The following is a 13,276-nucleotide window of genomic DNA, read 5'->3' on the forward strand; positions in this document are numbered from 1 at the left end:
CAAATAAATCTTAATTCGTTATTTTCTCTTCACCACCGTAAGCTGAAGCATATCAAAAGCTGTCTGAAGAGCACTTGCAAGTGAAGCTTTAGTTATAATTCCTGTAAGATCTATTCCCAAATGCACTACGGTCTGTGCAATTTCAGGACGGATACCGCTGATGATACATTCTGCCCCCATTAATCTTGTTGCACTGACTGTTTTTATAAGATGCTGTGCTACCAGAGAGTCTACCGCAGGTACTCCCGAAATGTCAAGAATAGCTATAGAACTTCCCGTATCCACAATCTGCTGTAAAAGATTTTCCATAACTACCTGTGTTCTAGAACTGTCCAGTGTCCCAATAATTGGCAACGCTACGACACCATCCCAAACACGGATAACTGGAGTTGAAATTTCACTGATCTCATCAATCTGTCTGGAAATCACGTCTTCACGTCCCTTCATATATGATTCGAAAGTCAATATAGTCATATTATCTAAAATAGTGCTGAGCTGTAAATTAGCACTGTACAAATTCGAAGGATCCGACTCTATTTCAGAAAGAATTTTGGATGCTGCTTCCTTAAAAGCAATAAGATACTGGGCATTTTCCCGAGGAGAAAAACCACGTCTTCCTCTCGAACTTGAAATTCCGATCAGCAGGTCATGGACTTTTTCAAATTCATGCGAATTTGCATTACCGTTTGAACGCTCTAAAGCATCCAGTAAAAGAGCTGTAAACTCTTTTGACTCTTCCTCTTCTGTGGCCCCATCTGTTGAACCATTTGCTTGTAAGAGATCTGACCATATAGTCAGTAATTTGTTTTGGTGCTCTTTCAAGCTTCCAAGGAGGTTATTTTGCATCTTATGTGATATTTGGATATTCATGTAAATATAGACAATAAAAGGTGACCAAATACCCATATTCAGAAAACACGTGCAAAATAGAAATATTTTATTCCAAAAACTCTTAATCTGCCTTTCTTTATATATATAAAAATCTTTTTGAAGCCCCAGAAAACTTGCAACAGTAAAACGACTTTAGCAACTGTCTGCCATTACCACAAATTCATCTATATCTATGATATGCAGGCAGATATTTCCTTCTACTCTCTCGAGTTTAACTCTCTTTTCCTTTACAAAGTTTTCCAGTCCCGAAAATACTGTTTTTATTCTGCTCTTCTTTTCTGCTTTTCTTTCATGACCATACTTTTAAAAACTAACCTGTATGTCATTGCCGGTTGTGCTGATTTTGGGATTCTCATTTTTAAGAAGCTCCGACAGCATATGGTTAATTTCAGATTCCTGCATACTGTAGTCCAGCTGCTCATCCGTATTAAAATTGAAAACTAGCAGCGAAGCTTCTGAAGCATTTTTATTGTCTACAGCCGCGGCTCCCCCTATGTAATTCAGTTCAAGCTGACCGACGTGCAGCAGGTCTGTAACAAAATGAAGATCAGTTTCTTCAGGAAGCAGCAACTGCCCTGTTTTGAATATAATGGTGTGTTTATGCATGGTTTTCTTATTTACAATTTATGATGTCCGTTTGAACACTGTCTTATTAATTTATAACTATTAATCGATTAAAAATATCTTAGCGTCATTTCTTTGATTTAAACGCGCAAAAATTTAACTATTACTTGGATGCCAGCACTGCAATTTCCAAAGCCTCACAGGCGTCTTCAAGTGTAATAGTAAGCTGATGGTCTTTGTTTTCTATTTTTTTGATGAGATCCAGTATTATCAGCTGGACGCTTCTGCCATACACCTCTCCTTTTGTGCCAGAGATTTCAAAACTTCCTGAAATCATCGTATCGGCTTTATAGGGTTTTCCGCCAACAAAAATAGATTCTATATTGGGCACGTCTTCCTGTCCGGTGCTTCCCCAACCCTCGGGTCTCGATACATCTTTTACATTTTCAAACGGTTCTGCATCTGTTTCCTTCCAACCAGGCAAAGCATTGAACAGCGCTATGTTCTGCTTATTTACTAAAGCCTTTATTTTTCCTTTCATCGGAATCCAGCCTTCTATTTCAATTCTTGCAAGATCATAAGCAAGATTAATAGTGGTTTGTTCAAAAAAGCCTGGACCTGAAAAAGCATGATAAAAACTGGCAATAAGTCCCTTATCATACTTCACTATCGCTGCTACTCTATCGCGCTGCAGCTCATTGCGATTATCCCAGCAGCCATCAACTTTAGTATACTTCTGCCTACCCAGTGCATTAATGATATCAAAAAAATGCACGCCGTGCTCAACCATAATTCCACCTGATAATTCCTCATCCCAGAACCAGTGTTCAGCGGGAAGAGTTTCATCTTGTGCATAGTTATTCACGACAGCATGCCTGATTTGTCCAAAGGCACCACTTTCGCTTATACTCATCAAAGCCTGAATAATGGGATTATATCGTATCATATGATTAACGGTAATAATCCTGCCGGTTTCCCGCTGCACTTTCAGTATTTTTTCGGTCTCTTCTACAGTCACAGCTACAGGCTTTTCAAGCAGTACATGTTTTCCTGCCTGCATGGCTGCACAAGCCATGTGCGCATGGAGGCCCGGAGGTGTCACGATGCTCACAATTTCAACTTCAGGATCTTTAAGAAGATCTTCCCAGTTCTCATACCAGCTACAGTCATCCGTTTTCTTAAAATGACCTGCTGAATCGGCCACTGCCGAAACCTGTGCTTCTTCCATTTTGTTCCACCAATGGTACAGAAATTTACCAAATCCGCCGTAGCCAATTATTCCTATTTTGTATTTTTTCATGTTTTATTTGTTTGAGTATCGCAGATCAAATTATGGTGTGCGGCATCTATTATTAGATTTAAATTACAATTAATCAACACATTATCAAAGCATTAATACGTTTATTTCTCAATCCTGTAAAATACTCTTGATGATACGCTCCGAAGCCGCTTCACAAAAATCTAAGCCTGAATAATCAGGATTAAGTCCTCCAATATAAGGCACCGCCATGATATAAAGGTTCTTATTATAGGCTCCATATTGATCAATAATCTGAAAATTATCATTAATGGCTATACCTGAAACATTCATAAAATAATCGCCGGCTTCATCTTTTTTTACAGTATCCTCATTCTGCATAAAAGCAGCATGACCGGCTTCACTGCATTTAAATTTTAAACGTGCAGGACTTATTGCTTTTTGGGAGAGCAGACTCTTAAAAGGAAAATCATTGTATTGCAAGTGCGGCTGCCCAATACAGTCAATAAATGTTTTATAATAAACGGCATGTTTTTTATCATCATCATCGCTGAAGTGATATACTATTCCACCATTAAGCTGGGGTTCTACTGTACTATCAGAACCTACAGAAATAAGATCAAGCACACCTGCATGATGAAGAGCAAGAAGTTCTTCACAAGATTTTTGGGGAACAAAAGCAATTACAATAGAAATCAGTGGCATGAGTACTTTCTGCAGCCGTTGCATGTCTTCTGCTGAAAGGTATTTTGCAGGATGGTTCATAGCAAAACTAAGAACGCCAAGCATTTCTTTCCAGTAAACTGATTCGTGTCTTTTAATTGATTTCGCTGCCTCAGCATATTCCGCTTTTAATAACTGAAAAGGATCCATACGCTCCCGGAGTTCCATCATTTCTTCGACGAATTCTTCAATCGACAAATCTCTGATACGTTCATAAAAACTATAATCCTTATCACGGAATATCTCTTTAAAATTTTTTTCAAATACAAAATCAAGTGACAGAAATCCATTATTATTTTTTCTGTGATCCTCTATTTCATCACTGTTCAATAAAGCATCACTGCGAAGCCGCGAATCTTCTAAATGAAATCGTACTGCAGGAAGCATCCCGCTCCTTGAGTGCATCATAATTTTAAACTCGCTGCTTTCAGGAAATAAATTAAAAAACAGGTTACCGTCCTTGTCTGATTGAAATGAACCATTGTTTCTTGCAATAGTCCTTACTGCATCTATTGCTGTTAAAGAAGAACCTTTTACTGCAACAGCATGATTAAACTTTTGCACTAGTTTTTGAGGAGGATAAGGAGCGTCATAATAACCTGGTATTTTTCCTTCATGAGTTCTCGGCCAGTTATGTCCTGTACAAATTACAACAGAATCAAATATCTTAGTCTGTCCTTCCGCTGTTTGGAGCTCTACTGTATTGCTGTTCAAATCGTATTTAATGTCAGCTACAACACTTTCAAAATGTATTTCTGAACTGATTCCAGCTTTAGATCCCGCTTCGATCAGCATTTCAAATTGCGCAGCAAGGTATTCCCCGAAGAAAAGTCGCGGAAATACTTTATACTCATTAAATTTATGAGGGTCAATTTTAAATCTTTCAAGCAGTTCCAGTGGTGCACTATGCACCCATTCTGAGATTGGGGTGACAATATCCGGTACCTCATTACCAGAAACATTGGTAATATGCTCGTAATTTGAACCTTCACTACTATAAGGCATTCCAGAACCAAGCTGTGCTTTACGTTCAAAAATTTCCACTTCAAAATTATTCTTTCCAGATTCCACTAGTCTCTTATACATAAAAAGCCCGCTTGGTCCTCCACCTATAATTGCAATCCGTTTTTTACTCTCAGCTGTCATAGCATTTCTTTATTAAGGTCAGATAAGTATTGAAAATAGGCAAATCTTTAAAAGAAGGATCTACACTCCTGCAACTTATATGACAGCAGATTGATGCGATATAATGCTTCTGATTTTGATACTTTCCCATTTCTATTACAAACCTTAAATTTAGATTTATAAAGGTTTAAATTCTTACAGAATATTAGTTATAAATTACATCTTGCAACTCCACTTGCATGTTCAATTAAATATCCTTTTGCGCTCTAACAAAAATTCATCTACAGCAATGGCAATTATGCAACCAATAAGACCAATTATATAAAAAAAGGTTAAAAATGTTTTTTAAGTTTAAAGGTTATGTCCTAACATTAAAACAGCTAGACCTAAAGGGGTTCAGCACATTTTTTTTTTTAAGCATAATGAATTTTTTTCATTTAAAACTTAAAAATAATGAACACTTTTAATGAAATAGAAATCGAAGGCACTTCAACATTATTCCCTGTTGTCGGTATTGCCTCCGCATCTTCAGAAATTGAAATTCTTAAGAAAATAATTTTTGAGATTCCTGAAGCTTCAGGAATGAGTTATATAATTATAGAAAATCTATATTTCCCTCAATCATCAAAACTACCTGAACAGCTCACAGAATATTCTAAAATACCTGTTGTTGAAATTGTAAATGAAATACAATTATTTCCAGATCATATTTATATTATTCCGGAAAACAATTTTTTGTTTTTAGAAAATGGAATATTAAAACTTAAACCTCGAACGCGAAGCAGCCGAGTTAACAATTGTCTAGATTTATTTTTCGAATCTCTATCTTCTGTTTATAAAAATTATTCCTTTGGAGTCATTCTTTCTCCAAATCAATTGGATGGCGCTGCAGGGCTTAAAAAACTAAAAGAATATGGCGGAGCAGCTATTGCTGTTTTACCCAATAAAAATCAAAATGGCATTGCTTCAGAATTTATAGATTATTTTGCAGCACCTGAAAATATTGTTTCTAAGTTAGTAGAAATACGAAATAGTTATTCAGCCGCCCACGTTTATTTTGAAGAAAAAACATCAGATCTTGATCAAGAACTGTTCGAAGAAATAATTGCTCTTGTCTCTGTAAGATCCGGAACCGATTTTTACCATTATAAATATCAGACCCTTCGAAGACGTATTGCTAAAAGAATGGTAGATACCAAACAAGATACGATCGAAAAATATTTGAATTTGCTTAAAGGCAGTACAAAAGAGCAAGATCATCTGTTTTATAATTTCCTTATACCCGTTACATATTTCTTCAGAGATCAGTTGTATTTTGATAATTTGGCTTCGACTGTTTTTCCGTCTTTAATTGAGAATTTGAATAGTACAAGTTTAAGAATCTGGTCTGCAGGATGTTCAACTGGCGAAGAAGTTTATTCTTTGGCAATCTGCATTGATGAATATCTTAAGAAAATCAATAATAAGGATATTAAGGTTCAGATCTTCGCTTCCGATTTGTCTGAAAATTGCATCGCAAAAGCCCGTTCAGGAATATATACTCTGCAAGATGTAAAAAATATAAGCGAAGAAAGAATAGAACAATATTTTACTAAAAAAGACAGCGCTTATCACGTAAATAAAAACATACGGGATAAATGTGTTTTTGCCCTGCATGATCTGACAAAAGATGCGCCTTTTGCAAAAATTGATTTAATATCATGCCGAAATGTACTGATATACTTTGATTCACAATTACAAAATCAAATATTTGAATCGTTTCATTATGCGCTTAAAGACAAGGGATATTTATTCTTAGGAAGAGCGGAATCGGCAAATAATGCTCAAAATTTGTTTACACTAATTGAAAAACAGGATAAGATTTACATTCGAAAACAGGAGGATATTAAACATAAAATATTTCGTGCTGATTCTAATTCAGCTGCTGGCCGATCAAAAAACATCCCGCCAGTAATAAGTACTGATATAGATTATCGAAAAATTGCATCAGATATTCTTTTAGAACAGTATTCCCCTGCCGCTGTGATTATTAATGAAGATTTAGAGATAGTTCATTTTCATGGAGATACCAGTCCTTTTTTACAGCCGCCTGCTGGAAAACCCAGCTTTAATATTTTAACTATGGTTCATGATGAGATTGGTTTCGAATTAAGAAATGCAATTTTAAAAGCCCGAAATGAGAAAAAGAACTTTTCTTCAGAAAATATCAGTGTAAAAAAACAATCTTTTCTTACCTCTTTCGAGGTTATATTTCTTCCTTCCAATATCGAATTATTATTGATTATTTTTTGTAAAAAAAACTTTTTACCTGCCGAACAAAATCGAAGTGGCGAAAATCGAACCGAAGAACTGGAGAGACAGCTGCTGCAGCTTACAGGTGATTTTAAAAGAGTTACCGAAGAACAGCAGATTTATTTTGAAGAACTGCAGACCACAAATGAAGAACTGCTGAGCAGTACTGACGAACTGCAGCTTATTAATGAACAGCTCGAAACTTCGGCAGAGGAACTTCAGTCCAACAACAAAGAATTATCTTATATTAATTTTGAACTTCAAGACGGCCGCGATGAACTTTCCTCGATGCGTAATTTTTATGAATCGATTGTAAAAACCATACGGGAACCTTTAATTATCATTGATAAAAATTTAATGGTCAAAAACGCCAATCCTTCTTTTTACAAATATTTTAAAACCTACGAAGAAAACACCGAAGGCTTTTCCATTTTTGAAATAACAGACGGTCAGTGGAATATTCCGCAATTTAAAGATACTGTCTTAAAAAAGCTGGCCCAAAACAATATTGTCGAAAACTTTAAAATAGAATTTCAATCTTCTGCTGGCGAGAAACAGATTATGATTCTCAACGCATCACCAATTTTAAACTCAATACCTCCAGGCATGATTCTCATTGCTCTTGAAGATGTTACAGAATTAGAGCACAGTGGCGAATCATTAAAAAGTAAAAATATAGAGCTTTCAGATCACAACAAGCAGTTAGAATATTTTACTGATGCCGCCAGTAATAACTTATTGGAGCCTATTAGAAAAATATATATGTTTGGAAAAAAAATTTCAGATAATGAAACCAATCTAACTGAATCGGGCAGGCATAATATAAAAAGATTACTCAGTTCCGCAGTGAATATGAATCAGTTGATTGAAGACCTTATCGATTACTCCAAAATAAACTTTTCAAAGAAAGAATTTAAAAAAACAGATCTTAATATACTTCTCAAAAAAACGCTTACTGATTTGAAAACAGTAATCACTGCTTATAAGGCTGTTATTATAAACGATCCTCTTCCGGCAGTTAGAATTATAGGTCCTCAAATACAGCTGTTGCTTACCCACTTAATTTCAAATTCAATAAAATATACCAAAAACGATACGACTCCCGAAATCAAAGTTGGCATCGCTTATCCCGAATCTGAAGAAATTATAGCATTAGGAGCAGATGCTAAAATAAACTTTATAAAACTTTACATAAGTGATAACGGTATAGGTTTCAGCAGTGATTTTGAGAAACTGATATTTACACCCTTCTATAAACTTGACAGTAATGACCTGCAATACGGCAGTGGACTTGGGCTGACTTTGGTTCAGAAAATAGTTTCCAATCATGGCGGTTTTATTAAAGTCTCAAGTACACCTTTTGTAGGAACAACAATAAATCTATATCTTCCATTATTTAGTACATAAAAATGGAAAAAATTTAAATATTATCTTTTCATAAATATATAATTATTTGAATTACTGGTAATTGTGAAACTATATACCACAATAATATAAATACACCTTGTTAGTATCATTTACTTTTGATTGAAAGAACAATTAAAACATTCACCTTCTTTAATCTGCAAATGAGATGAGAGTTTAATTGTTTTTTAAAAATTTAAAAATATTAACTAATAAGATATTTTATGAAAAATTTTCAAGACGAAAAACAGCGCGATTTATCGATCAACAAATCAGATGGCACAAACAAATTTCTCACTACAGATCAGGGTCTTAAAATTAATGATGATAATAATTCACTGAAAGCAGGTGAAAGAGGTCCATCTCTACTTGAGGATTTTATTCTGAGAGAAAAAATAACGCATTTTGATCACGAAAGAATTCCTGAACGAATTGTGCATGCACGCGGTTCAGGAGCTCATGGTTTTTTTGAAGTAACAAATCCAATTCCAGAATTGACTAAAGCAGGTTTCTTAAAAGAAAAAGGTCTTAAAACTCCTGTATTTACACGATTTTCTACCGTTGCTGGATCAAGAGGATCGACAGATCTTGCGAGAGATGCAAGAGGATTTGCCGTTAAATTTTACACTCAGGAAGGTATTTATGATTTAGTTGCCAATAACATTCCAGTATTCTTTATACAGGATGCTGCTAAATTTCCAGATCTTATTCACGCCGTAAAACCAGAACCGCATAATGAAATGCCACAGGCAGCATCTGCGCATGATACCTTTTGGGATTTTATTTCATTGATGCCAGAATCCATGCACATGATTATGTGGGTAATGTCTGATCGTGCTATTCCAAGAAGCTACAGGATGATGGAAGGTTTCGGAGTGCATACTTTTAGATTAATTAATGAAAGAGAAGAATCGGTTTTTGTAAAATTCCACTGGAAACCAAAATTAGGAACCCATGCAGTAGCTTGGGATGAAGCTCAAAAAATTTCAGGAAAAAATCCAGATTTTCACAGGGAGGATCTATGGGAAGCTATCGAAACGGGAAATTTTCCAGAATGGGAATTGGGCGTTCAGGTAATTCCTGCTGAAGATGAAAACAAGTACGAATTTGATCTTCTTGATCCGACGAAACTCGTTCCAGAAGAACTAGTTCCAGTTACTATTGTGGGAAGAATGGTTCTAAACAAAAATCCTGATAATTTCTTTGCAGAAACAGAACAGATTGCTTTTCATCCGGGTCATATTGTGCCAGGAATCGATTTTAGTAATGATCCCCTTTTACAAGGAAGATTATTTTCTTATACCGATACGCAGCTTTCCAGATTAGGAAGTCCTAATTTTCATGAAATTCCTATTAACAGAAGCATTGCTCCGGTTCACAACAATCAGCGTGACGGACACATGCGTCAGGAAATCAATAAAGGCCGTGTAAGTTATCATCCGAATTCACTTGGCGGAGGCTGTCCTTATCAAGCAAAAATTGAAGAAGGTGGTTTTGCAAGTTTTAACGAACGCGTGGATGCTCATAAAGTTAGAGAAAGAAGTGAAAGTTTTAACGATCATTTCGGACAGGCAAAATTATTCTTTAACAGCCAAACTCCCGAAGAAAAAAGCCATATTGTAAAAGCACTTCGATTTGAACTTGGAAAAGTAGAAACTGCTGCCATACGAGTTAGAGTATTAGGTCTACTTTCACAAATAGATACTACTCTTGCTGAAAAAGTTGCTCTTGGACTTGGAGCTTCTGTTCCGCCTATTCTGGAAACGCCGATTAATAAAGGTGTATCTCCAGAAAATGAAGGAGGTCCGCAGGAATCTCAGACAGTAGAATCTTCTGTTTCATCTTCAGAAGCATTAAGCATGATTAAAAACCCAACGAATTCGCCAACAATTGCCTCACGAAAAGTGGCCATTATTTGTTCTGACGGAGTATCTGAAGCCGCTGTGCTCAATATGAAAAAAGCACTTAAAAAAGAAGATGCTAAAGGATGCATTGTTGCACCTCATCTTGGATCTGTCGTAACTGATGCTGACGGTGCAATTGCTGCCGAATTTAGTTTCTTAACTGCTTCGTCAGTATTATTTGATGCTGTTTATATTCCAGACGGATTAGGATTGAATGCATTGGCAGAAAACGACGATTTATTCGAATTCCTAAATGACGCCTACAAACATTGTAAAGTAATAGGCGCAGATGGTGCAGCTTCAGAAATCATAAGCAGTGCCCCTTTTGCATCAAAAATAACAAATGAAGATGGTGGAATTATTTTAAGCAGTGATGCCGCAGCCGAAGAATTTGCCCAAGATTTTATCGCAGCAATGACCGTTCACCGTTTTTGGCAGCGTGAACCAAACCTTTACAATTAAATCAAAAAAAAACACATGAAAAATTCAGAAAAACCCACAGAAAACAAAGCAGTTAAAAACAAATCGATAAAGAATTTTGTTGAACCAGCATCAGATGCCGCAACAGAACTGAAAGAACTTTTTATCGACAGTCTTAAAGATATATACTGGGCAGAAAATGCCTTAACAGGAGCCCTTCCTAAAATGGCCGACAACGCGACTTCTCCCGAACTAGCAACCGCCATTCTAGAACATTTTGAAGTCACTAAAAATCAGATCAAAAGACTAGAAGATATTTTTGATCTTTTAGGTGAAAAAGTTGAAGGCAAAAAATGTGAAGCAATGGCCGGACTTCTAAAAGAAGGTGATAGTATTCTTTTAGAAACAACTCCTGGAGCTGTAAGAGATGCCGGAATAATTTCGGCATCACAAAAAATTGAACATTATGAAATCGCTACTTACGGAACCTTAGTGGCTTTTGCCAAAACATTAGGAGAAAACAATGCTGCAAAACTGCTAACGCAAACTCTAGCAGAAGAGAAAGAAGCCGACTGCGTTCTAAATGACGTAGCGTTGAATAAAGTAAATATTGTAGCTGCCGAATAAAAAATTGATTCGAACTTTTTCGATTAACAAAAACATCTGTACACTTTGCAGGTGTTTTTTTTTTGACTGCATTATATCAACAAGTTTTTAAAGCCGTATATATAAACTGACACAATAAAAAGAAAAATCAGCTTGAAATACTTTGATAAACAAAGCGTAAAAGTTCGCAAGAAAACATTCATAACGAAAAGACATAAACTACTGTTAATTATATAATTAATGATAGTCCTAAGTATAAAATCAAGCCATAAATGAACTATACATTTACCTCAATAAATAATTTAAATATAAATAGTTATGAAAAGTTCAAACGCAAAAAAAACCACTAACAGTGCTAAGCCATCAGATAAAAAAACTGATACAAAAGAAAGTGCTGCTAAAAGCGATTCTAAAAAAGATTCAAAAGAGGATTCGAAAACTTCGGGTGACGCCAAAAAAGGTACCGCTAAAAAATAATTATTATGAGTACAGACGAAATGGGAAAGATTGGTCAAGAAGACCAGTACTTTCAAAATGACAGAAAACAATATGAGGATCCAGATATTGATTCACCGCCAGTAGATAATTCAATATCAGATAATGCAGAGCCGGATTACGGTAACGATTTGGAAAGTCAGGAATTTGGCAGCGAAAAATTCGATAACGAAAACCTTGGCAGTGAAAAAACTGATCGAGACGAATTTAATACTGAAGATTCAGACACTGACGAATTAGACGATGAATTTGACAATGAAGACGTTGGTAACGAAGAATTAGACAACGAAGATCTTGGAGATTTGGATGACGAAGAAGGCCCAAATCCTAATCGAAGTCTTTAAACAAAATAAAACCCGTCTAAAATAGACGGGTTTTATTCTATAATTATCACTCAAATTCACACCAAAAATATGGGAATTATATAAATTCCAACTAAAATTATATAAATCAAACCTTACTGCCACTCTATCTTTTTTGCTTTATAATTCACATATACTAAACAATATCAACACGTTAAAACCTCAGTTATCAAATAAAACCTAAACTTTTTTCTTTGGAATTAAATTCAGAAGAATGCTAAAAAATTAATACAATGGAAAATTCAAAAATAGATCCTGGCAAAAGTTACTGCCGTATTTCGAATAAAATAATTTATTCTGATGATAATAATGATTTAGTATGTGTAAATGTCTATAAAGGAGATTGGGGAGATTGGGATGAAAAACCTGAAATAACAAAATCGATTTCCAGTGATTGTAATGAGGATATATATGAAAAACCAAGTTAATCTCAATTACTATTAATTACCACCCTTCTTTAAAACCATCCTGAAGTGCAATATTATATTTTTCTACATTAAATCTATACACATTTGGCGCTTTATGAGCTTTGCCTTCCATTCTGGGTTCATCCATTTTATCCAAAATATCATAACCCATCATTTTCCTGTAAAAGTTTCCTCGATTTAGTTTTTTTCCAAGAATAATTTCATAGAGCCTTTGCAATTCCGGCATTGTAAATTCGTCAGGTAGAAGATTATAACCAATAGGTTTATAATTAAGTTCCTTACGTAGATTTAGTAATGCCTGATCTAAAATCATTCGATGATCCATCATCATATTGGGCAGTTCATTAATGTCAACCCACTGGCACAAACTTGAAAAAACATCTGTAACAGGATTTACTTTTTCATAATCAGCCAAAGCATAAAAACCTAAAGAAATAAAACGCTGTTTATTCCACAATCCATCTTCGTAATCCTTAAAGAAATTTTCGCTTCTATCAGCATCTGCAAAAACGCTAAACTGCTGTAAGTAAATTTCATTTGCACCAGTTCTGTCCGTTAATATTCTTTTAGCAGATTCCTTTATATTTTCCTCTTTTCTGATGTATCCACCAGGCAATGACCAAAGTTCATAAAATCATTGATACGGCCAAGAACAAAATATTTGACTCCTCAAAAACCATTAATGAGGTGGCTTACGAATTAGGCTTTAAATATCCCCAGCATTTTACTCGCTTTTTCAAGCAGCATGTTGGCAGTACTCCTAATGAATATCGGATTATGAATTAGAAAATTTAAAATCATCAA

12 protein-coding genes are annotated in these 13,276 nt (G+C 35.2%); 7 read left to right on the top strand and 5 right to left on the bottom strand.

What is annotated here, in order from left to right:
- Positions 1–18 precede the first annotated feature (18 nt).
- From LL966_RS05600 to LL966_RS05615, 4 genes are all read right to left on the bottom strand, one after another.
- Positions 19–846 (bottom strand): STAS domain-containing protein, encoded by an 828-nt coding sequence (locus LL966_RS05600; protein ID WP_229351071.1) that lies wholly within the window; start codon positions 844–846, stop codon positions 19–21.
- Positions 847–1,194: 348 nt separating this feature from the next.
- Entirely contained in the window at positions 1,195–1,497 is a 303-nt protein-coding gene (locus tag LL966_RS05605) for a hypothetical protein (protein ID WP_229351073.1), read from the bottom strand.
- A gap of 121 nt (positions 1,498–1,618) precedes the next feature.
- Positions 1,619–2,755: a Gfo/Idh/MocA family protein gene (locus LL966_RS05610; protein ID WP_229351074.1), complete on the bottom strand. Its 1,137-nt coding sequence runs from the start codon at positions 2,753–2,755 to the stop codon at positions 1,619–1,621.
- A gap of 108 nt (positions 2,756–2,863) precedes the next feature.
- Positions 2,864–4,582, bottom strand: coding sequence for an FAD/NAD(P)-binding protein (locus LL966_RS05615; protein WP_229351076.1), 1,719 nt, complete (start codon positions 4,580–4,582; stop codon positions 2,864–2,866).
- A gap of 432 nt (positions 4,583–5,014) precedes the next feature.
- Here LL966_RS05615 and LL966_RS05620 point away from each other — a divergent pair, with 432 nt between their 5' ends.
- From LL966_RS05620 to LL966_RS05645, 6 genes are all read left to right on the top strand, one after another.
- The gene (locus LL966_RS05620; RefSeq protein ID WP_229351078.1) at positions 5,015–8,260 is read left to right on the top strand and encodes a CheR family methyltransferase; all 3,246 of its coding nucleotides are present in this window, start codon (positions 5,015–5,017) and stop codon (positions 8,258–8,260) included.
- Positions 8,261–8,481: 221 nt separating this feature from the next.
- Positions 8,482–10,623 carry a catalase gene (locus LL966_RS05625; RefSeq protein WP_229351079.1) on the top strand — a complete coding sequence of 714 codons (2,142 nt, stop codon included), beginning with the start codon at positions 8,482–8,484 and terminating at the stop codon, positions 10,621–10,623.
- 15 nt (positions 10,624–10,638) lie between these two features.
- Positions 10,639–11,208 carry a YciE/YciF ferroxidase family protein gene (locus tag LL966_RS05630; RefSeq protein ID WP_229351081.1) on the top strand — a complete coding sequence of 190 codons (570 nt, stop codon included), beginning with the start codon at positions 10,639–10,641 and terminating at the stop codon, positions 11,206–11,208.
- Between the two features lie 297 nt (positions 11,209–11,505).
- Positions 11,506–11,664, top strand: a complete 159-nt coding sequence (locus tag LL966_RS05635) for a hypothetical protein (RefSeq protein WP_229351083.1) — start codon at positions 11,506–11,508, stop codon at positions 11,662–11,664.
- Positions 11,665–11,669: 5 nt separating this feature from the next.
- The gene (locus LL966_RS05640; RefSeq protein ID WP_229351084.1) at positions 11,670–12,026 is read left to right on the top strand and encodes a hypothetical protein; all 357 of its coding nucleotides are present in this window, start codon (positions 11,670–11,672) and stop codon (positions 12,024–12,026) included.
- A gap of 251 nt (positions 12,027–12,277) precedes the next feature.
- The gene (locus LL966_RS05645; RefSeq protein WP_229351086.1) at positions 12,278–12,472 is read left to right on the top strand and encodes a hypothetical protein; all 195 of its coding nucleotides are present in this window, start codon (positions 12,278–12,280) and stop codon (positions 12,470–12,472) included.
- A 16-nt stretch (positions 12,473–12,488) separates the two neighbouring features.
- Here LL966_RS05645 and LL966_RS05650 read toward each other — a convergent pair whose 3' ends face one another.
- Positions 12,489–13,088: an NUDIX hydrolase gene (locus tag LL966_RS05650; protein WP_229351088.1), complete on the bottom strand. Its 600-nt coding sequence runs from the start codon at positions 13,086–13,088 to the stop codon at positions 12,489–12,491.
- On the opposite strand from LL966_RS05650, the gene LL966_RS05655 reads away from it, so the two are divergent.
- Positions 13,088–13,258: a helix-turn-helix domain-containing protein gene (locus LL966_RS05655; RefSeq protein WP_317207125.1), complete on the top strand. Its 171-nt coding sequence runs from the start codon at positions 13,088–13,090 to the stop codon at positions 13,256–13,258. The two genes, LL966_RS05650 and LL966_RS05655, sit on opposite strands and share 1 nt — an antisense overlap.
- Positions 13,259–13,276: the final 18 nt, after the last annotated feature.

The organism is Flavobacterium chungbukense (assembly GCF_020805785.1).
Lineage (GTDB): Bacteria > Bacteroidota > Bacteroidia > Flavobacteriales > Flavobacteriaceae > Flavobacterium > Flavobacterium chungbukense.

Excerpts from the sequence above, each read along its gene's own strand:
- LL966_RS05630 (WP_229351081.1), top strand. The coding sequence starts at position 10,639 with ATGAAAAATTCAGAAAAACCCACAGAAAACAAAGCAGTTAAAAACAAA.
- LL966_RS05605 (WP_229351073.1), bottom strand. The coding sequence starts at position 1,497 with ATGCATAAACACACCATTATATTCAAAACAGGGCAGTTGCTGCTTCCT.
- LL966_RS05620 (WP_229351078.1), top strand. The coding sequence starts at position 5,015 with ATGAACACTTTTAATGAAATAGAAATCGAAGGCACTTCAACATTATTC.
- LL966_RS05655 (WP_317207125.1), top strand. The coding sequence starts at position 13,088 with ATGACCAAAGTTCATAAAATCATTGATACGGCCAAGAACAAAATATTT.
- LL966_RS05600 (WP_229351071.1), bottom strand. The coding sequence starts at position 846 with ATGCAAAATAACCTCCTTGGAAGCTTGAAAGAGCACCAAAACAAATTA.
- LL966_RS05610 (WP_229351074.1), bottom strand. The coding sequence starts at position 2,755 with ATGAAAAAATACAAAATAGGAATAATTGGCTACGGCGGATTTGGTAAA.
- LL966_RS05625 (WP_229351079.1), top strand. The coding sequence starts at position 8,482 with ATGAAAAATTTTCAAGACGAAAAACAGCGCGATTTATCGATCAACAAA.
- LL966_RS05635 (WP_229351083.1), top strand. The coding sequence starts at position 11,506 with ATGAAAAGTTCAAACGCAAAAAAAACCACTAACAGTGCTAAGCCATCA.
- LL966_RS05645 (WP_229351086.1), top strand. The coding sequence starts at position 12,278 with ATGGAAAATTCAAAAATAGATCCTGGCAAAAGTTACTGCCGTATTTCG.
- LL966_RS05640 (WP_229351084.1), top strand. The coding sequence starts at position 11,670 with ATGAGTACAGACGAAATGGGAAAGATTGGTCAAGAAGACCAGTACTTT.
- LL966_RS05615 (WP_229351076.1), bottom strand. The coding sequence starts at position 4,582 with ATGACAGCTGAGAGTAAAAAACGGATTGCAATTATAGGTGGAGGACCA.